Origin of the sequence: Pectobacterium sp. S5 (assembly GCF_051707265.1) — a bacterium.
GTDB lineage: Bacteria > Pseudomonadota > Gammaproteobacteria > Enterobacterales > Enterobacteriaceae > Pectobacterium > Pectobacterium polare.
Genome location: NZ_JAULSZ010000005.1, coordinates 282336 through 302152, shown reverse-complemented (window position 1 = coordinate 302152; position 19817 = coordinate 282336). Strand labels below are relative to the sequence as shown.

Below are 19817 nucleotides of genomic sequence, written 5' to 3'. Positions count from 1 at the left end.
TTGCGCGGTTATGCGGTATTAGCTACCGTTTCAGTAGTTATCCCCCTCCATCAGGCAGTTTCCCAGACATTACTCACCCGTCCGCCGCTCGTCACCCAGAGAGCAAGCTCTCCTGTGCTACCGCTCGACTTGCATGTGTTAGGCCTGCCGCCAGCGTTCAATCTGAGCCATGATCAAACTCTTCAATTTAAGATTTGTTTGATTTGCTTCTACTCGAGAAGCGATGCTCAAAGAATTAAAACTGTTTATTCGTAATGAATTTCACTGTTGTTCACTCTTCAAGACTTTTTTATATCGTTTAAGATACGGTCTTGTGAGTGCCCACACAGATTGTCTGATTAAATTGTTAAAGAGCAGTGCCACTCCATCKGTGGCGCGGGCTGCATATATTATGCTTTTCCGCTGTGAAGTCAAGTCATTACTGACTGCTTCGTTGAATCTTTTTGCTGTCACCACAACCGCGTGTCGCTGTTGCCGTGTCAGTGGATGCGCATTATAGGGACTTCTCGGGCGCTGACAAGCGCTAAATGCAAAAAAGTTACCGAGTGATTTTTTTTTCAGCAAAGCGAATTAAAAGACGCCGTTATGCCGGATTTTTCGCCGCTAATTAAGCGAAATCCTCACCGGACAGACTGACGCACCATCAATTCCGGCGTCAGCACCAACGCATTTGGCGCGGTATTAGGATGTTCCAGACGATATAAAAGTGTATCCACCGCTAATTCGCCAAGTTCATCCTTCGGTTGGTGAACGGTAGTAAGAGGTGGGGACATATAGCGGGCCAGCTCAATGTCATCGTAACCAATAACTGCCATATCTTGCGGAATAGAAAGTCCAGCCTGATAAAGTGCATGGTAAACGCCAACGGCCATCGCATCGTTACTGGTGAACACCGCTTCAGGTTTATCTTCCAGCGCTAACAACTGCTGCATAGCGCGGTAGCCCGCTTCAAACTCAAAATCACCGAAAATTTCATAATCAGCGGGAACGAATAGCCCAGCGAGCTTCATCGCCTGTCGATAACCTTCTAATCGGTTATAGGCTGTCGTCTTATCTTTCGGACCCGCAATGCAGGCTATCTTTTTATAGCCACGAGAAATGAGGTAATTGGTCGCGATCTCTCCACCGAGCAGGGAGTTATCTTTAATGACGTCCATAACGCCTTCAAAGGGTGCCCAATCCATCATGACCATAGGTATAGAAGGATAGCGACTCATCATTTCAGGCAAAGGGCGATGGCTTTCAGTACACATCAACAGTACGCCGTCGACCCGCTTTTGCAGCAGCGTTTCGAGACTATGGCTCATTCTGTCGCGGTCGCCTTCGGTGTTGCACAGAATCAGGCTATAGCCTCGTTCATAACAGCAACGCTCTACGCCACGCACCACTTCGGCATAAAACGGGTTATTACTGGCAGTGAGCAACATGCCGATGGTGCGGGTCTGGTTTATTTTCAGACTTCTGGCCAGCGCAGACGGCGCATAGTTGAGATCCTCAACGGCCTTCATCACTTTTTCGCGAATGGTATCGCTGACAAAGCGATTGTTATTAATGACGTGAGATACGGTAGAAGTAGAAACGCCCGCAAGACGGGCGACATCTTTCATGGTGGCCAAAGATCACCCCTGGGTTTGCAAAAATGCGTCGATCTCTTCACGCCACGGGACAGAGGGCTGAGCGCCTCGGCGAGTAACGGCTATCGCAGCTGCCGCATGGGCAAATTTTACTGCGGAGGACATGGGTTTATTTTCCAGCAATGCAGTCACTAACGCGCCATTAAACGTGTCTCCGGCGGCGATAGTATCCACGGCTTTTACACGATATCCCGGAATTCGCTGCCCTTGGCCGTTTTCACTTAACCATACGCCACGGCTACCCAATGTGATGAGCACCGTTTCGATACCTTTATCGTGCAGAACCTGTGCTGCGCGAGCCGCATCGTCTTCCGTCTCAACGGTAATTCCCGTCAGGAACTGTGCTTCGGTTTCATTCGGCGTGATCATATTGACCAGCGATAACAGTTCATCGGGAAGTTCACGGGCTGGGGCGGGGTTCAGAATCACTTTCGTTTGGTGTTCATGCGCCAGTTTAGCGGCTGCAATAACCGTTTCCAACGGCGACTCAAGCTGCATAAGCAACGCAGAAGCATCAATAATGTGTTGCTGATGACGATGAAGGTAATCAGGCGTCACAGCAGCATTCGCGCCTGCGTTAATCGCAATCATGTTCTCAGCGTCGGCGTTAACAAAAATCAGCGCAACGCCGGTTGTTTCCCCGGAGATAGCCTCAACGGAGGAAACATCAATATTGTCCTTGGATAGCTGCTGGCAAATACGGGTGCCGATATCATCTTCTCCAACGCAGGCAATAAAGGCGATGTCTGCACCGCTTCGACCTGCAGCAACGGCCTGATTGGCACCTTTCCCACCGAAAGCAACGCTATATTGCTCACCGATCACCGTTTCGCCCGGGCGGGGAAATTGCTCAAGATTGAGAATATGGTCAGCATTAATACTGCCCAGCACCACCAGCTTACCCGTTTTCATTATGTCGAATCCCGCTACGTTAATAATGCGCCACCACAAATGGGTGGCGCGAGCCCTGCTTTATTCTTTAATTATTTTGCAACCAGCTTCAGGTCAACCGGAATGATGGCCTGCGTTTTTTCGCCTTTCAGCACTTTCGCAGCGGTTTCGATACCGATCACACCGATCTGATCAGGACGCTGAGCAACAGTAGCAGCCAGCTTGCCTGACTCAACGGCCTTCACGCCATCCTGAGTGCCGTCAAAGCCGACAACCAGCACATCTGTTTTGCCTGCAGTTTGCAGCGCACGCAGTGCACCCAACGCCATTTCATCGTTCTGAGCAAATACGGCCTGAACGTCAGGGTGCGCGGTCAGCAGGTTCTGCATCACGTTCAGCCCTTTAGTACGGTCGAAGTCAGCTGGCTGGCTGGCCAGCATGACGAATTTATTTTTCTCAGCAGATTTCATGAAGCCAGCCCCACGCTCGCGCGCGGCAGACGTTCCAGCGATGCCTTCCAGCTGAATCACTTTGGCACCTTCACCCAATTTCTTGGCAAGGAAGTCACCAGCAACTTTACCACCGAAGGCGTTATCAGAAGCCACGTGGCTTACAACTTCACCACTGCTCGCAACGCGGTCCAGTGTAATAACAGGGATCTTGGCCTGGTTAGCCATTTTGATCGCATTACCTACCGCATCAGAATCAGTCGGGTTGATCAGTAGAACTTTGGTTCCACGCACCGTCAAATCCTGAACGTTAGCCAGTTCTTTTGCTGGGTTATTCTGGGAATCCAGCACAATCAGCTCGTAACCCAGTTTGTCAGCTTCTTTCTGCGCACCCTCTTTCATTGAAACAAAGAACGGGTTATTCAACGTAGAAACCACCAGAGCAACCGTATCTTTGGCCAAGGCATTAGCACTGACAGTCGCGCTCAGCGCAACAGCGGAAACCAGAGTAGCCAGCTTTTTCATATTCATAACTCAATTCCTGTGTGAATGAAGGTTATTTACTGCTTTTGTTATCTACCAGAACCGCCAGCAAAATGACGACTGCTTTAACGATCATTTGGTAGTAAGAAGAAACACCTAATAAATTCAGTCCGTTGTTGAGGAAGCCAAGGATAAGCGCGCCGATCAACGTACCAACGATACGCCCTTTTCCTCCAGCCAGACTGGTGCCGCCCAATACTACAGCCGCGATAGCATCCAGCTCATACCCTGTACCCGCCGTCGGCTGTGCAGAGGACAAACGTGCGACTTCGATAATTCCCGCCAGGGCAGACAGCAGCCCACACAGGGAATAGACAATAATCTTGATTTTATCAACGCTGATACCAGACAAACGGGTAGCAGACTCGTTGCCGCCCAGCGCATAGATATAGCGCCCCAGACGCGTATGGTGCAGCATGTACCAGGCCGCCGCGAACACGACAGCCATGATCCAGATTGGCGTCGGAATCCCCAGCGGACGACCGATACCAAACCAGCCAAACGCATCTGCCACGTCAGAAAAGCCGGTATTAACCGGGCTACCGTTGGTATAGACCATCGTCACACCGCGAAGTAACAGCATCATGACCAACGTGGCAATAAACGCCTGCACTTTGCCTTTGGATACAATGATCCCCGTACCCGCACCAATCAGTGCCCCCAGAGCCAGCGCGCCAAACACCGCCACCAGCGCATTGACTTCAAGCCCGACGATGGAAGCCGCCACGGCACCGGTCAATGCCAGCAGTGAACCCACTGACAAATCGATGCCCGAGGTCAGAATCACCAGCGTCATGCCGACGGCCATGATGGCGTTCACCGACGTCTGCTGAAGAATATTGAACAGGTTGTTCAGGGTAAAAAAGTTAGGGCTCATAGCGGAAACAACCGCAATCAGGATCAGGAGCGCGATCAGCGATTTCTGCTCCAGTAACCACTCTTTGCTGAACCAGCGTTTTGCCGCGATAGATTGAGAACTCATGTCTGACTTACTCCTGCTTTGCGCCGTATTGCTTACCAACGGCCGCGGCCATCAGTGCTTCCTGGGTTGCTTGCTCAATAGGGAAATCCCCGCTCAAGCGCCCTTCATGCATCACAATGATGCGATCGCTCATTCCCAAGACTTCGGGCATTTCGGATGACACCAATATGATGCTCAGCCCTTCTTCTTTGAATTGATTGATTAACTGGTAAATCTCTTTCTTCGCCCCGACATCGACGCCGCGCGTCGGTTCGTCGAGGATCAGGACATTTGGGCGCGTCATCAGGCCACGGGCAATCGCCACTTTCTGCTGATTACCGCCGGAAAGCAGGCCGATAGGCTGCTCCATCGAAGGTGTCTTCACGTTGAACAGGCGAATAAAGTCGGCAACCGTCAGTTGCTCTTCGGCGTGTTTCAGACGACCACCCGCATGGCTGAAATAACGTAGTGCGGTTAACGACATGTTTTCTTTTACTGACATGCCCAACACCAGACCATCGCGCTTGCGGTCTTCGGAAATGTAAACGATGCCGTTCGCCAAGCCATCCTGCGGTTTACGGGTTACTACGTCACGGCCATCCAGCGTCACATTACCGCCAGTTCGCGGCAGCGCGCCGTAGAGAATCTTCATCAGTTCGGTACGACCCGCGCCCATCAGCCCTGCGACACCCAGGATTTCGCCTTTCCGCACCGTAAAGCTGACGCTGTCGACGCCCGACCCTGACAGGTTCTGCACCTTAAGGCGAACCTCTCCCGGCGCTTTATTCGAACGCGGGTACTGATCTTCCAGCTTACGGCCGACCATCATTTCAATCAGCGTATCTTCCTCTAAGTCACTGACCGGACGTTCGCCGATAAACTGACCATCGCGGAACACAGTAATGTCATCGCAGATTTCAAAGATTTCTTTCAGACGGTGGGAAATATAGACAATGCCACATCCCTGAGATTGCAGCTCTTTGATCACGCTGAATAGCGAAGCGGTCTCAGTATCCGTCAGGGCATCGGTCGGTTCATCCATGATGATGACTTTCGATTCAAAGCTCAGCACCTTGGCAATTTCGACCATTTGCTGATCGCCAATCGATAAATCCCCGACCATACGACGGCTGTCGTAGCGCAGATTAAGACGCTTCAGCAGCTTATCGGCTTCCGCATACATCTTGTTCCAGTCGATACGACCGAAGCGGTTGGTAAATTCACGACCAAGGAAGATATTCTCAGCAATCGTGAGTTGGGGAATCAGGTTAAGTTCCTGATGGATAATACCGATACCTGCTTCCTGAGACGCTTTCGGCCCGCTGAAATCCACCTCTTTCCCCAGAAAATGGATGCTGCCGGCATCTTTACGATAGATCCCCGTCAGGACTTTCATCATGGTGGACTTGCCCGCACCGTTCTCGCCCACCAGCGCCATCACTTTTCCCGGATAGACGTTGAGTGCCGCACCGGAAAGCGCTTTAACGCCGGGAAAAGATTTCGTGATGCCTTGCAGTTGCAGTAAAGGTTGCATTGATACCTCAGAACGTTACGCCAGCACAAAGGATGACATTGGCATACGGAGAACACTCTCCACTGCGAATGATGGCCCGGCTTTTGCCGCTTTGGGTTTTAAATTCTTCATGGCTGACATAGTGCAATGCAATTGAGTTTCCCTGGTGTTGTTCAAGTTGCTTCAATTGATCGAGTAATGCGTCATGGACGGCGGGGTTCTTTTCAATAATCTCTTCCGCCAGAATAGCGGCCTCGACCTGCATTTCGCTGGTGACAACGCTAACGACCTGCAAGAACGTCGGCACGTTATGCGTCAACGCCAGATCGATACGGGTCGTCGTTTCAGGAATCGGTAAACCGGCATCGCCAATCACAAGGCTATCGGTATGCCCCAGTCGAGAAATCACGGAAGAAATATCTGAATTCAATAATGCTGCTTTTTTCATCTTCTCACCCCACCAGCGAAACGTTTCGCTAATAACATTCTAGAAAAAGAAGCAAGAAAGGCAATGAAGAGATAAAAAAAATGTGATCAGCATCGAAACGTTTCGCTAACAAAAAAAGAAAGGTAATGAGAGGCGGATATAGGCGGTTGATAAATAGAGAAATGGCGGGCAAAAGCCCGCCAATAAGGAACAGAGGATAATACGTTAGAGTTTGCGAATCTGCTTCACATCCACTCCGACAGCGTTGAATTCTTTATCCAACTCGCCTGAAATTTCCACTTTATCGGTAGGTGAAACCATCTGGCCATTCCAGCGTTTGTGGTCGATCTCGACTTCCATCGTGCCCGTTGAATCGCGGAACAGGTAGTTTTCATCGCCGAGTCGTTTTTCAATATTCCCTCTCAGCGTCACCCAACTGTCATCACGCAAATCTTTAGCTTTATCTACCGTGGTGAGGGAACTCTGCGAATCGGTGAACCCCCCTTGATGTGAACCAGTAGCTGGTGTTTCTGGATTGACAAAACCACCGCCACTTTGTGCAGCAAATACTGGTGCAGAAACCAGAGCAGTAATAACGAGTAACGCAGCGACTTTTTTCATGTTCACCCTTCCTTTTTTGCCTGTTGTTTCAGAATTAAACGTTTCAAAGTTAACTGTTTCACAGTCAATGGTTTCGCAGTCAACCTGCGGGAGCTATCGGTCTTCGTAAAAGAGTAAAACAAATTTTTCTTAACGGAATCTTAAAGCGTCAGTTCTCGCATTGTTGTTTTTTTATATTGCCGGATATTGCCCAGTTTCAGTGATTTGGCCTGTACACACCGCCTCTCTATTTCGTATAAAACCGGAAAAGGCATAAGTACAACCGTAGCATTCCCTGCGAGGCAGCCATGAGAATATTGTTAATCGAAGACGATCGCTTGATTGGTGACGGCCTGAAAGCTGGGTTGAACAAACTGGGCTTTAATATCGACTGGTTTATGGAAGGTAAAGCGGGTGCCGCGGCATTGAAGGCTGCACCCTATGATGCGGTGGTGCTCGATCTCAGCCTGCCGGGCATGGACGGGATGGATATTCTGCGCCAGTGGCGTCAGGCTGGGCATGACGAACCGGTACTGATTCTGACCGCCCGCGATGCACTGGAACAGCGTGTGGAAGGGCTACAGCGAGGCGCCGATGATTATTTATGTAAGCCCTTTGCACTGACAGAAGTGGCCGCTCGCCTGCAGGCGCTGATTCGCCGCCGTCACGGCCAACTTCAACCGACATTAACGCACGGCGCGGTTTCCCTTGAGCCGGGATCGCGGAGCGTCACGCTTAACAACGAACCACTGATACTAAAATCTCGCGAACTGGCGTTACTGGAACTGTTTTTGCTCAATCCGAACCACATACTCACACGCGCGCAGTTGGAAGAAAAGCTCTATGGGTGGGACGATGATGTCTCAAGCAATGCGGTAGAAGTGCATATCCACCACCTGCGTAAAAAGCTGGGTAGCGGGTTTATTCGAACCGTGCATGGCGTTGGCTATATTCTGGGAGAGGCGCCATGAATCGACTCAGTCTGCGTTTACGCCTGATTGCAGGTTTTACGCTGCTGACATTACTTTGCTGGGGCGTAGCCAGTCTGCTGTCGTGGCATCAAACACGCCACAACATCAATGAGCTATTTGATACCCAGCAAATGCTGTTTGCCAAACACCTGGCCACCATGAATCCTGATGAATTACGCATCCAGTCAGTTTCTCTGCCCAAAACCAAAAGTCTGGTACATGAGAATCAGGGAAAGCAGGAAGATGATGCGCTGGCCTTCGCCATTTTTACCCGCGATGGGAAAATGGTGCTGAACGATGGTGATAACGGCAAGGATTTCATTTTTAACTATACGCGCAACGGCTTTACCGACGGCAGGCTACGCGATGACAATGACGCCTGGCGCATCGTCTGGCTGACGACAGCGGATAATCGCTATGTGGTTGCCGTCGGGCAGGAGTGGGAATATCGTCAGGACATGACGCTGGATATTGTAAAAACTAACCTGATGCCTTGGCTGTTCGCCCTGCCGATCATGCTGGCACTGCTGTTCTGGCTGGTCACGCGTGAACTCTCACCGCTAAAACGCATTACCGCCGAGCTTCAACAGCGTTCACCCGATGAAAGCACGCCGCTGGCGACGCAGCACATCCCGCAAGAAGTTCGCCCGTTGGTCAACGCATTAAACCACCTGTTTTCCCGCATCAGCGACATGCTGGTTCGTGAACGTCGTTTTACCTCCGATGCAGCTCACGAATTACGTAGCCCGTTGGCAGCGTTGAAAGTTCAAACTGAAGTCGCACAGCTGGCGCATGATGATGAAGCCATGCGGCATCATGCGTTGGTCAATCTAGATAAAGGCATCGATCGGGCCACACGGCTGGTGGATCAGCTCCTGACGCTGTCGCGGCTGGATGCCGAATCGTCCCCCGCAGGGATGCAGCCCATCCAGTTTAATGAACTACTGCAACAGGCGGTGATCGCGCATTACCACACGGCGCAAACCGCGGGTATCGAGCTGACGCTGGATTTACCGGATACTCCGGTTATCCGGCAGGGCCACCCGCTGCTGCTGACTCTGCTGGTACGCAATCTGCTGGATAATGCTATTCGCTACAGCCATGAAGGAGGAACGGTAAGCCTGACGCTGACAGAGCGCGGCTTTCAGGTTGCCGATAACGGACCGGGCATTAGCGAGGAGGCGCTGGCAAGAATTGGCGAACGCTTTTATCGTCCGCCGGGGCAGGAGAAATCCGGCAGCGGTCTGGGGATTTCTATCGTGAACAACATCGCCAAACTGCACCACATGCGGGTCACGTTCACCAATCAGCCAAAAGGCGGGCTGGTTGTCGCCATAAATTGGTAAAGGCTATTCTCTCTACCATTAAGCAACATGGCCCAACCAACCAACAGCGACTCGTTGTTTGTTATTAGGGAAACACGGGGATGAGGTTCCCGCAGGGACGCCTAGCCCCGTGGTCGACCGTGTATCTCGATCTTATCCCAACATAGCGCCCTAATCGTGGGATCACTTAAATCTCGACCTGTATCCCTAACTCAATCAGCCTGTTCGGCGGTATTTCAAACTGATCCGCCGCCCGCAGCGCATTGCGGCTGAGCATCATAAATAGCTTACCGCGCAAGCGCAGATACCACGGGCGCTCACCGATAATCAGCGACTCATTGGACATAAAGAAAGACGTTTCCATCATTTGGCAGGTTAATCCATCCTGCCAGCAGCGCTGAAAGACCTCTTCCACATCCGGCGTCTCACGCCAGCCATAGTTGGCAATCACCCGCCAGAACGTCGGCGAAAGCTGTTCAACCGTCACTCGACGCGCGTTCAGCACATAGGGCGCATCCTCTGTTCGCATGGTCAACAGCACCACGCGCTCATGCAGGATTTTATTGTGCTTAAGGTTATGCAGCAGCGCGAACGGAATTACACGAGTCGCGCGCGAGAAATACACGGCGGTCCCCGGCACACGCGTCGGCGGCGTTTTCTCCAGCGAGGCAATCATGGCATCCAGCGAATTACCATGCTCATGCAGCCGGCGCAGCAGCCTGAAGCGCTCGCTTTTCCACGTCGTCATGATGATAAACATCACCATACCCAACGCCAGTGGCAGCCAGCCGCCGGAGAGGATCTTGACCACGTTTGCCAAAAACATCGGCACGTCAATAATCAGCAGGCCCCCCAACAACACCCACGCCAGATAGCGATTCCAGAGCCAGTTCTTCACCGCCACCGTACAGAACAGAATGCTGGTAATCACCATCGTGCCTGTTACGGCAATCCCGTAAGCCGCTGCCAGGTTGCTTGAATGCTCAAAGCTGACAATCACGATGACAACCGCGATATAGAGCATCCAGTTAATGGCAGGAATATAAATCTGACCGGATTCCATATCTGACGTGTGTACGATACGCATCGGCGGCAAATAACCCAGCCGCACCGCCTGACGAGTCAGGGAGAAAACACCGGAAATCACCGCCTGCGAGGCAATGATTGTCGCCAGCGTGGCCAATATCATCAGTGGAATCAGCGCCCAGTCTGGCGCCAGCAGGAAGAAGGGGTTTTTAATTGCTTCAGGATCTTTTAACAGCAACGCGCCCTGCCCGAAGTAATTTAACACCAGCGACGGCAGCACTACCGTAAACCAGGCCAGACGAATCGGGAATTTACCGAAGTGGCCCATATCAGCATACAGTGCCTCGACCCCGGTAATCGCCAGCACCACCGCCCCCAGCGCGAAGAACGACACCGCTTTATATTCGATAAAGAAGCGCACGGCGTACATCGGGTTCAACGCCTGTAAGACTTCGGGGTTCGCAATGATGCAGCGCGCACCCAGTACGCCAAGCGTCAAAAACCAGATCAGCATCACGGGCGCAAACAGCTTGCCGACGCTACCCGTACCGTGTTTTTGAATGATAAACAGTAATGTCAGAACGACAATTGAGAGTGGAACGATATAGCTGTCCATCGACGGCGCGGCGATTTCCAGCCCTTCCATCGCCGACATCACCGAGATGGCTGGCGTGATGACCACTTCTCCATAGAAGAAGCTGCCGCCAATCAACCCCATGATGACCAGCACGGACGTCATGCGATCGGAGGTATTTCGCCCGGCTAATGACATTAATGTCAGAATCCCACCTTCGCCTGCGTTATCGGCACGCATCACATAGGTCAGGTATTTCAACGAAACAACAAGGACCAACAGCCAAAAGATCAGTGAAAGAAAGCCAAAGACCGAGTCAGGTTCGACCCCAAAACCAAACTGCCCTGATAAACATTCCCTTAACGTATAAAGAGGGCTGGTTCCTATATCTCCATAAACCACCCCGATGGCCGCCAGCGTGACAGCCGGAAGCGAACGTTTATGTTCTGAGCTCATATCTATCTTCTGTTGTTAATCAGTCCGCGAAGCGCGTCATCCACAGCAACTCGTCCAAGAGCGCACAGTATGCACAAATCAGGGTAAAAACCCATTTTTATTGTGCGGTCACCTGTATACGAAACATCCTGTAAAGGGTGGTTTATTGCTTACTTACCCCGTTAGGGTGAATAATCCGTAAAAGTATTCTAATAAAAAACTGTGATCTGCCGTTTATTATTACTATTGTCTTTCTGAAAGTAGGGTTTTTCTGAGACACCGCTTTCAGCAGAGCAACCAGATTCAAAAATAAACGATTTCGGTACATCACATCATGGGACTAACGGATTAATTATGCGTCAAACCGCGGCATTGGCTGAAAGAATTTCTCGTCTCAGTCATGCGCTAGAGCACGGACTCTACGAAAGACAGCACGCCATTCGTCTCTGTCTACTGGCAGCGCTAAGCGGGGAAAGTGTTTTTCTTCTGGGGCCGCCTGGTATAGCCAAAAGTATGATCGCACGACGTCTTAAATTCGCTTTTCGTCATGCGAACGCGTTCGAGTACCTGATGACCCGCTTTTCCACCCCGGAAGAGGTATTCGGTCCCCTTTCTATTCAGGCATTAAAAGACGAAGGCCGCTATCAGCGCCTGACCGCGGGTTACCTGCCGGAAGCCGAAATCGTGTTTCTGGATGAGATCTGGAAAGCGGGCCCCGCCATTTTGAATACCCTGCTGACGGCCATTAACGAGCGCCGTTTCCGTAATGGCAACAGCGAAGACACCATTCCGATGCGTCTGCTCGTCGCCGCGTCGAATGAACTGCCGGAGGCGGATGGCGGTCTGGAAGCACTCTACGACCGAATGCTCATCCGTCTGTGGCTAGATCGCGTGCAGGAAAAACAAAATTTCCGTGCACTGCTGGTGAATAACAGCAGCGAACGCGATAACCCCGTCCCGCCCGCTCTCAGCGTCAGCAATGAAGAATACCAACAGTGGCAGAAGGATATTGAGCACGTCGCGTTGCCGGAAGCAGGCTTTGAGCTGATTTACACGCTGCGCCAACAGCTTGATGCGCTGGAACAGGCCCCTTACATTTCCGATCGACGCTGGAAAAAAGCCCTGCGCCTGCTTCAAGCCAGCGCATTTTTCTGCGGACGGGATGCCATAACACCAGTTGATATTATTCTGCTGAAAGACTGTCTCTGGCATGACCAAAGCACGTTGACGCTCATCGAGCACCAGCTTGAATTGCTGATTACCGAACACGCCTACCAGCAGAAAAGCCTGCTGTTCCGCTTGCAACAGGTGAACACCCGACGTCAGCAATACCAGCGTGAACAAAGCGAATTACAGGCATTTTCGGTGGAGAAACAGGGGCACTTCCTCGGCCGCAAATTCCACTACACCTTGCCTGACACGATCACCGCTGAAACGCTGGATCTAGTGCTGCAACGCCCGCTGATCCTGCACGATATTGAAGTCAACCACCTGATCATTGAGAAGCATGCTTTGCAAGGCTGGCTACAAAAAGGGGGAGAAATCCGGGGCAAGCTCAACGGCATCGGTTTTACCCAACGTCTCGATCTGCTGGTGGACGATCGCCAACATCTGACGGTTCGCGATATCAGCCTGCAATCCTCTATTCTTTCTCTGCCGGAAAAGCGCGACTGTGCGCTTCCTGCCGACATTATCGATGAGTATGAAAAGCTGAACATGCAGTTGCGCGAACAGCGCCGCTTATTCAGCCAGCATCAGCCTTGTCTGTTCGTCCCCAGTGAGTGGCTGGCCAAAATAGAAGCCAGCCTGCAACAGGTCGCCGAGCAGATCCAGCAATCAGAGCAACAGGACTAACGCCCGATGATCACGCTGGAATCACTGGAAATGCTGCTGTCTATCGATGAAAACGAACTGCTGGACGATCTTGTCGTCACGCTTCTGGCAACGCCCCAGCTCGCTTTCTTCTTTGAAAAGTATCCCAGCCTGAAGTCCGCGTTACTCAACGACCTGCCTCACTGGAAAGAAACCTTAAAACAGCGCCTGCGCACCACGCAGGTACCGCCGGAGCTGGAAAAAGAATTTAGCTGTTACCAGCGTTCGCAATCGATCGACAATCAGGCTTTTCAGACACGCCTGCCTGCGATTATGGATATGCTGAACACCGTAGAATCCCCCTTTCTGACGCAGGCCTCACAGCTCATGGCCTCTCCAGAGAGAACCTTAGGGCAGAAGATCACGAGCGGGCTTCACGCGCTCTTTCTTCAGCGCTGGCGGCTAAGCCTCACACTGCAAACAGTTTCACTGCATCAGCAATTGATTGATCAGGAGCGGGAAATCCTGCTGGATGAACTGCAACAGCGGCTGACCCTCAGCGGCAAACTCGAACCTATTCTGGCTGAAAACGAAAATGCGGCTGGGCGGCTCTGGGATCTCAGCGCAGCACAGCGTATTCACACCGATCCCCGTCCGTTACTGGATTTCGGCGCTTTCCTGCAACGCCAGCCTGCATTACAAAAACTGGCTGAACGCTTAGGCCGCAGCCGCGAAACCAAATCCATCCTCACGCAGGAAGCACCGAAAGAAGCCTTCCGGGTCAGAGTGCGGGAACCCGCCACCGTGCCTGAGCAGGTGAGCGGCGTGCATCAGAGCGATGACATTTTGCGTTTGATGCCCACAGAACTGGTCACTCTGGGTATTAGCGAACTGGAATATGAATTCTATCGTCGCCTGCTGGAACATCGGCTGCTGACCTATCGCTTACAGGGGGAGAGCTGGCGCGAGAAAATCACCGAGCGCCCCGTGGTCCATCAGCAAAACGAACAGCAGCCGCGTGGCCCGTTTATCGTCTGCGTTGATACGTCAGGTTCCATGGGCGGCTTTAATGAGCGCTGTGCCAAAGCTTTCTGTCTGGCATTGATGCGCATCGCGCTCGCCGACAACCGCCGTTGCTACATCATGTTGTTTTCTACCGGCGTGGTGAAATACGAGCTCACGTCTGCGGACGGGTTAGAGCAGGCGATACGTTTTCTCAGCCAGTCCTTCCGCGGCGGCACGGATATGAGCGCCTGTCTGTCAGCATTGTTGGATAAGATGGATGACGCACTCTGGCATGATGCCGACGCGGTGGTGATTTCGGATTTTATCGCCCAGCGGTTGCCGGATGAGGTGGTAAATAAGGTGAAAAGCCGTCAGAAGCAGCTACAGCATCGTTTCCATGCTGTAGCGATGTCCGATCATGGCAAACCCGGCATCATGCACATCTTTGACCATATCTGGCGCTTTGATACCGGGTTAAAAAGCCGCTTAATGCGCCGTTGGCAGCACGGCAAAGCTTATTAAAGCAGGCCGGAAATTGACTCACGCAGCGGCTGTGGCCACACGCCGCACTGAACCTGACCAATGTGCGGCAATTGCAGCAACAGCATGACCAGGCGAGACTGACCTATTCCCCCACCGATGGTTTGCGGCATTTCACCGCGCAGCAGCGCCTGATGCCATTCCAGCTTCAGACGTTCTTCATCCTGCGTCAGCGCCAGCTGGCGTTTTAACGCTTCCGCATCAACACGGATGCCCATGGATGAAATCTCAAATGCATCGTTCAGAACCGGGTTCCACACGACGATATCGCCGTTCAAACCCGCCAGTTCCTGCTCGCCCGGCGTCGTCCAGTCATCATAATCCGGTGCACGCACATCATGAGAGTGTCCGCTGGACAGCTTACCGCCAATCCCAATCAGGAAGACGGCACCCAGTTCTTTAGCGATAGCTCGCTCACGACCTTTGGCATCCAGATCGGGATAGCGCTGTAGTAACGTTTCGGTATGCACAAAGTGAATCTGTTCCGGCAGGAAAGGCTGAATGCCAAACGCCTGATGTACCGCAGCTTCCGTTGCTTTAATGCCCTGATAAATACGCGTCACTGTCGATTTCAGGTACTCCGCATGACGCTCTCCGTCCCCCATCACGCGCTCCCAATCCCACTGATCGACATAGACAGAGTGAATCGGGCTCAGACGATCTTCGTCCGGGCGCAGTGCCTTCATGTGGGTATAGATACCTTCGCCGAAGCTAAAATCATACGCACCCAGCGTTTTACGTTTCCATTTCGCCAGGGAGTGCACCACTTCAAATGTGGCATCTGGCAGGGCTTTAACCTTAACCTGCACCGCTTTTTCCGTACCGGACAAGTTATCCTGCGTACCGTCGCCGATACGGCTGAGAATCGGAGCCTGGACTTCAATCAATCCCAGAAGCTGCTCCAGCTGGCTGGAGAAGAAAGACTTAACGAAGCTGATTTGCTGTTGTTTTTCGATGTACTGCTTTTTCATTGCCGCGTCTCTTATTCATCGTATTTAGTTATTCATTAAGCAATAAAAACCACCAGTCATTCAATAATCTTATGGATAAATTGCACTTGTGCTTTTAATCCGTCATTTTATAGCGGTATAAAATCATTATTCGATAAAATAGGGGGCTCAAAGTGGCAGAAATTTATCAGATCGATAATCTCGATCGCGGCATTCTTTCCGCCTTAATGGAAAATGCACGCACGCCTTATGCCGAACTGGCAAAACAATTTTCCGTCAGTCCAGGCACGATCCACGTTCGGGTGGAAAAAATGAAGCAGGCGGGCATCATTGTCGGTACACGTCTGGATGTGAATCCAAAACAGCTGGGCTATGACGTATGCTGTTTTATTGGCATCATTCTGAAAAGCGCCAAAGATTATCCCTCTGCGCTGGAGAAGCTGAACAATCTGGAAGAAGTGGTCGAGGCCTACTACACCACGGGGCATTACAGCATCTTTATTAAGGTCATGTGCCGCTCGATCGAGGCACTGCAACATGTGCTTATCAACAAGATCCAAACAATTGATGAAATTCAGTCCACTGAAACACTGATCTCCCTGCAAAACCCCATCATGCGGACGATCGCGCCGTAATGCTTTTTTCCTATACCCATATTATCCACAGGTAGATCCCAGCCAGATCACAGCGTACAATGTCCCGTCTTTTATCGGATGGGATCGCTATGGCAGACATTACCTTAATCAGTGGCAGTACCCTTGGCAGTGCCGAATACGTTGCAGAGCATTTGGCTGAACTGCTGGAGAAGGATGATTTTTCCACTGAAACTCTCCATGGCCCCACGCTTGATGCACTGCCTGAAAGCGGTGTATGGCTGGTGGTGACGTCTACACACGGTGCAGGGGAATTCCCTGACAACCTGAAAGCACTGTTTGAACAGCTGGAACAGCAAAAGCCCGATCTTTCTCAGGTGAGTTTCGGTGCAGTGGGGATCGGTAGTAAAGAGTACGACACGTTCTGTGGCGCGATCCAAACAGCGGATCGTGTACTAGCTCAATTAGGGGCCAAACGGATCGGTGAAATCCTCGAGATCGACATCACCCAGCATCAAATTCCAGAAGATCCAGCAGAAGAATGGCTAGGATCATGGGTTAATTTACTCAAATAAGATGAAATATTCGGCAGTTGAATGTGGATAACTATGCTTATTTCAGGTGTAAAAGCAGTAGTTATCCCAATAACAACCCAAGTATGTTTTTTGTCCTGTGTATAACTCCGCATTAAGATCCCAGCTTATACTGGCTAGGATCACCGATCATTCACAGGTAAGGATCATCTCCATTCTCTTGATCTTTAATATGAATAATCACTTATCCACACAACATGACGATCCTAATAAGAGATCTAATAAAGAGATCTTTAAATAAAAAGATCTTTCTTTAATTAACGAGGATCCAACGGACTTGGTCGTTGGCTCAAAGTTGAGTAGAATCCCCTCCCCAGGGCAAATAACGATCGTTCGCCACTCATCATTCGCGATAATGCGAGGAGCAGTACCATGTTTTATCCAGATCCATTTGACGTCATCGTGATCGGTGGCGGTCATTCCGGAACAGAAGCAGCAATGGCTTCTGCCCGAATGGGCCAACAGACGCTTTTGCTCACACACAATATCGACACGCTGGGACAAATGTCTTGCAACCCGGCGATCGGCGGTATTGGGAAAGGTCATCTGGTTAAAGAGATCGATGCCATGGGAGGCTTGATGGCGCGTGCCGTCGATCAGGCAGGTATACAGTTTAGGATACTAAACAGCAGTAAAGGCCCGGCCGTCAGAGCAACGCGCGCACAAGCGGATCGCGTGCTCTATCGTCAGGCTGTTCGCACCGCACTGGAGAATCAGCCAAACCTGACGATCTTCCAGCAGGCTGTTGACGATCTGATCGTGGAAAACGATCGCGTCGTCGGTGCAGTTACCCAGATGGGACTAAAATTCCGTGCAAAAGCCGTGGTGTTGACGGTAGGCACTTTCCTTGATGGCAAAATTCATATTGGGCTGGATAACTACAGCGGTGGCCGTGCAGGCGATCCGCCTTCCATTCCCCTCGCGCGCCGCCTGCGTGAACTGCCTCTGCGCGTCAACCGCCTGAAAACCGGTACGCCGCCACGAATTGACGCCAGAACGATTGATTTTAGCGTGCTGGCTCAACAGCACGGTGACAACCCGATGCCGGTTTTCTCATTCCTGGGGAATGCGAGCCAGCATCCGGCACAAATGCCGTGCTACATCACGCATACCAACGAGAAGACCCATGATGTGATCCGTAATAATCTGGATCGTAGCCCAATGTATGCCGGGATCATCGAAGGGATCGGCCCACGCTATTGCCCATCGATCGAAGACAAAGTCATGCGCTTTGCCGATCGAAATACACATCAGATCTTTCTTGAACCAGAAGGACTGACCAGCAACGAAATCTATCCTAACGGGATCTCAACCAGTTTGCCGTTTGACGTCCAGTGGCAGATTGTTCGCTCAATGGCAGGGATGGAAAATGCACGCATCGTTCGTCCTGGCTATGCGATTGAATACGATTTCTTCGATCCTCGCGATCTGAAACCTACGCTGGAAAACAAATTTGTTCATGGCTTGTTCTTCGCGGGACAGATCAACGGCACTACAGGTTATGAAGAAGCCGCCGCACAAGGCATGCTGGCAGGGCTGAATGCGGCTCGACTGGCTGCCGATAAGGAAGGCTGGTCTCCACGTCGCGATCAAGCTTATCTCGGCGTGTTGGTTGACGATCTCTGTACGCTGGGGACGAAAGAACCCTACCGCATGTTTACCTCACGCGCTGAATATCGTCTGATGCTGCGTGAAGATAACGCCGATCTGCGTTTGACTGAAATGGGTCGTGAGCTGGGAATGGTCGACGATCATCGCTGGGCACGTTTCAACGAGAAGCTCGAGAGTATTGAAAAAGAGCGTCAGCGCCTGCGCGACATTCACGTTCACCCGCAATCTGAGCAGCTAGACCAGATCAACTCACTGCTGAAGACCCCGTTGTCCCGTGAAGCGAATGGTGAAGAACTGCTGCGTCGCCCAGAAGTGGATTACGTCCAGCTTACTGCGCTACCGCTGTTTGCCCCAGGATTAACCGACGAGCAGGCTGCCGAACAGGTTGAAATTCAGGTCAAATACGAAGGGTATATTGCTCGTCAGCAGGATGAAATCGAGAAACAGCAGCGTAATGAAAACGCACTGCTGCCTGCCGATCTGGATTATAAACAGGTGAGTGGATTGTCCAATGAGGTGATTGCCAAGCTGAACGATCATAAACCTTCGTCGATCGGTCAGGCTTCACGGATTTCTGGCATTACGCCTGCGGCGATCTCCATTCTGCTGATCTGGCTTAAAAAACAGGGTCTGCTGCGTCGCAGCGCCTGATTTAAGGTAAACTTATCCCCTAAATAGCCGGTTCTCCGGCTATTTTTATTATTAACCTCATATTTTTCATCGGGATCTTATTGTGCGCAACACACTCGATAATCTGCTAAACGCGGCTGGCATTGTGATTTCAGATAAGCAAAAAAACCTTCTGATACAGTATGTTGACATGCTGAATAAGTGGAACAAAGCTTATAACCTGACATCGGTACGCGATCCGCAGCAAATGCTTGTCCGCCACATCATGGACAGTATCGTGGTTGAGCCACATTTACATGGGCAGCGTTTTATCGATGTGGGTACCGGGCCTGGATTACCGGGAATTCCATTGGCAATTGTTCGCCCTGATTCGCATTTCACCTTGTTGGATAGCCTGGGTAAGCGTGTGCGCTTTCTGCGTCAGGTTCAGCATGAACTACAGCTTGAAAATATCACGCCAGTACAGAGTCGCGTTGAGGCGTTTCCAGCAGAACCGCCTTTTGATGGTGTGATCAGCCGGGCATTTGCCTCTTTGCAGGACATGATCAGCTGGTGTAGCCACCTTCCGGCCAGACCGACAGGGCGGTTTTATGCTCTAAAAGGCGTACTTCCAGAGGATGAATTGTCATCCTTGCCACACGGTGTCCTATTGGATCAGGTTGTTCGCTTATCCGTTCCCGATCTGGAAGGTGAGCGCCATTTGGTTGTGCTTAAACCAAACTAATTTTGTTTTT

17 protein-coding genes and 1 rRNA gene are annotated in these 19817 nt (G+C 51.4%); 8 read left to right on the top strand and 10 right to left on the bottom strand.

Annotated features, from left to right (window positions below; translation table 11 throughout):
• The 8 genes from QWJ20_RS18555 to QWJ20_RS18520 all read right to left on the bottom strand — a co-directional run.
• A 16S ribosomal RNA gene (locus QWJ20_RS18555) occupies positions 1–189 on the bottom strand; the annotation flags it as partial.
• A 431-nt stretch (positions 190–620) separates the two neighbouring features.
• Positions 621–1616 (bottom strand): ribose operon transcriptional repressor RbsR, encoded by a 996-nt coding sequence (gene rbsR, locus QWJ20_RS18550; protein WP_205556869.1) that lies wholly within the window; start codon positions 1614–1616, stop codon positions 621–623.
• A gap of 3 nt (positions 1617–1619) precedes the next feature.
• A complete protein-coding gene (rbsK, locus tag QWJ20_RS18545; protein ID WP_127157509.1) occupies positions 1620–2546 on the bottom strand; it encodes a ribokinase in 927 nt (308 codons plus the stop codon).
• Between the two features lie 71 nt (positions 2547–2617).
• Positions 2618–3505, bottom strand: a complete 888-nt coding sequence (rbsB, locus tag QWJ20_RS18540) for a ribose ABC transporter substrate-binding protein RbsB (protein WP_095993251.1) — start codon at positions 3503–3505, stop codon at positions 2618–2620.
• 25 nt (positions 3506–3530) lie between these two features.
• The gene (gene rbsC, locus QWJ20_RS18535; RefSeq protein WP_127157508.1) at positions 3531–4499 is read right to left on the bottom strand and encodes a ribose ABC transporter permease; all 969 of its coding nucleotides are present in this window, start codon (positions 4497–4499) and stop codon (positions 3531–3533) included.
• A 7-nt stretch (positions 4500–4506) separates the two neighbouring features.
• Positions 4507–6012 (bottom strand): ribose ABC transporter ATP-binding protein RbsA, encoded by a 1506-nt coding sequence (rbsA, locus tag QWJ20_RS18530; protein ID WP_433993188.1) that lies wholly within the window; start codon positions 6010–6012, stop codon positions 4507–4509.
• Between the two features lie 7 nt (positions 6013–6019).
• Complete coding sequence (gene rbsD, locus QWJ20_RS18525) at positions 6020–6439, bottom strand: D-ribose pyranase (protein WP_010300118.1); 420 nt, start codon at positions 6437–6439, stop codon at positions 6020–6022.
• Between the two features lie 204 nt (positions 6440–6643).
• Positions 6644–7039 (bottom strand): YgiW/YdeI family stress tolerance OB fold protein, encoded by a 396-nt coding sequence (locus QWJ20_RS18520; protein WP_095701089.1) that lies wholly within the window; start codon positions 7037–7039, stop codon positions 6644–6646.
• A 287-nt stretch (positions 7040–7326) separates the two neighbouring features.
• On the opposite strand from QWJ20_RS18520, the gene qseB reads away from it, so the two are divergent.
• Both qseB and qseC read left to right on the top strand, forming a co-directional pair.
• A complete protein-coding gene (gene qseB, locus QWJ20_RS18515; RefSeq protein WP_174869535.1) occupies positions 7327–7989 on the top strand; it encodes a quorum sensing response regulator transcription factor QseB in 663 nt (220 codons plus the stop codon).
• Positions 7986–9335, top strand: coding sequence for a quorum sensing histidine kinase QseC (gene qseC / locus QWJ20_RS18510; RefSeq protein WP_433993187.1), 1350 nt, complete (start codon positions 7986–7988; stop codon positions 9333–9335). The genes qseB and qseC overlap by 4 nt, the downstream gene beginning before the upstream one ends.
• A gap of 166 nt (positions 9336–9501) precedes the next feature.
• On the opposite strand, the gene kup is transcribed toward qseC, so the two are convergent.
• Positions 9502–11370 carry a low affinity potassium transporter Kup gene (kup, locus tag QWJ20_RS18505; RefSeq protein WP_433993186.1) on the bottom strand — a complete coding sequence of 623 codons (1869 nt, stop codon included), beginning with the start codon at positions 11368–11370 and terminating at the stop codon, positions 9502–9504.
• A gap of 333 nt (positions 11371–11703) precedes the next feature.
• On the opposite strand from kup, the gene ravA reads away from it, so the two are divergent.
• Together ravA and viaA are read left to right on the top strand one after the other, a co-directional pair.
• Positions 11704–13203 carry an ATPase RavA gene (gene ravA / locus QWJ20_RS18500; protein ID WP_433993185.1) on the top strand — a complete coding sequence of 500 codons (1500 nt, stop codon included), beginning with the start codon at positions 11704–11706 and terminating at the stop codon, positions 13201–13203.
• 6 nt (positions 13204–13209) lie between these two features.
• Entirely contained in the window at positions 13210–14688 is a 1479-nt protein-coding gene (gene viaA / locus QWJ20_RS18495) for an ATPase RavA stimulator ViaA (RefSeq protein WP_433993184.1), read from the top strand.
• On the opposite strand, the gene asnA is transcribed toward viaA, so the two are convergent.
• Positions 14685–15677: an aspartate--ammonia ligase gene (gene asnA, locus QWJ20_RS18490; protein ID WP_119889319.1), complete on the bottom strand. Its 993-nt coding sequence runs from the start codon at positions 15675–15677 to the stop codon at positions 14685–14687. The two genes, viaA and asnA, sit on opposite strands and share 4 nt — an antisense overlap.
• 152 nt (positions 15678–15829) lie before the next feature.
• Between asnA and asnC the strand changes: the two genes are divergently transcribed.
• The 4 genes from asnC (at position 15830) to rsmG (ending at position 19807) form a co-directional block, all read left to right on the top strand.
• A complete protein-coding gene (gene asnC, locus QWJ20_RS18485) occupies positions 15830–16291 on the top strand; it encodes a transcriptional regulator AsnC (protein ID WP_010300103.1) in 462 nt (153 codons plus the stop codon).
• Between the two features lie 89 nt (positions 16292–16380).
• Complete coding sequence (gene mioC, locus QWJ20_RS18480; RefSeq protein WP_039275940.1) at positions 16381–16824, top strand: FMN-binding protein MioC; 444 nt, start codon at positions 16381–16383, stop codon at positions 16822–16824.
• Between the two features lie 390 nt (positions 16825–17214).
• A complete protein-coding gene (gene mnmG / locus QWJ20_RS18475) occupies positions 17215–19104 on the top strand; it encodes a tRNA uridine-5-carboxymethylaminomethyl(34) synthesis enzyme MnmG (RefSeq protein WP_433993183.1) in 1890 nt (629 codons plus the stop codon).
• A gap of 82 nt (positions 19105–19186) precedes the next feature.
• On the top strand, positions 19187–19807 hold the full coding sequence (rsmG, locus tag QWJ20_RS18470; protein WP_433993182.1) for a 16S rRNA (guanine(527)-N(7))-methyltransferase RsmG: 621 nt from the start codon (positions 19187–19189) through the stop codon (positions 19805–19807).
• Positions 19808–19817 lie beyond the last annotated feature (10 nt).

Coding starts and splice junctions, on each gene's coding strand:
- rbsK (WP_127157509.1), bottom strand. CDS start 2,546: ATGAAAACGGGTAAGCTGGTGGTGCTGGGCAGTATTAATGCTGACCAT.
- rbsB (WP_095993251.1), bottom strand. CDS start 3,505: ATGAATATGAAAAAGCTGGCTACTCTGGTTTCCGCTGTTGCGCTGAGC.
- rbsC (WP_127157508.1), bottom strand. CDS start 4,499: ATGAGTTCTCAATCTATCGCGGCAAAACGCTGGTTCAGCAAAGAGTGG.
- rbsA (WP_433993188.1), bottom strand. CDS start 6,012: ATGCAACCTTTACTGCAACTGCAAGGCATCACGAAATCTTTTCCCGGC.
- rbsD (WP_010300118.1), bottom strand. CDS start 6,439: ATGAAAAAAGCAGCATTATTGAATTCAGATATTTCTTCCGTGATTTCT.
- QWJ20_RS18520 (WP_095701089.1), bottom strand. CDS start 7,039: ATGAAAAAAGTCGCTGCGTTACTCGTTATTACTGCTCTGGTTTCTGCA.
- qseB (WP_174869535.1), top strand. CDS start 7,327: ATGAGAATATTGTTAATCGAAGACGATCGCTTGATTGGTGACGGCCTG.
- qseC (WP_433993187.1), top strand. CDS start 7,986: ATGAATCGACTCAGTCTGCGTTTACGCCTGATTGCAGGTTTTACGCTG.
- kup (WP_433993186.1), bottom strand. CDS start 11,370: ATGAGCTCAGAACATAAACGTTCGCTTCCGGCTGTCACGCTGGCGGCC.
- ravA (WP_433993185.1), top strand. CDS start 11,704: ATGCGTCAAACCGCGGCATTGGCTGAAAGAATTTCTCGTCTCAGTCAT.
- viaA (WP_433993184.1), top strand. CDS start 13,210: ATGATCACGCTGGAATCACTGGAAATGCTGCTGTCTATCGATGAAAAC.
- asnA (WP_119889319.1), bottom strand. CDS start 15,677: ATGAAAAAGCAGTACATCGAAAAACAACAGCAAATCAGCTTCGTTAAG.
- mioC (WP_039275940.1), top strand. CDS start 16,381: ATGGCAGACATTACCTTAATCAGTGGCAGTACCCTTGGCAGTGCCGAA.
- mnmG (WP_433993183.1), top strand. CDS start 17,215: ATGTTTTATCCAGATCCATTTGACGTCATCGTGATCGGTGGCGGTCAT.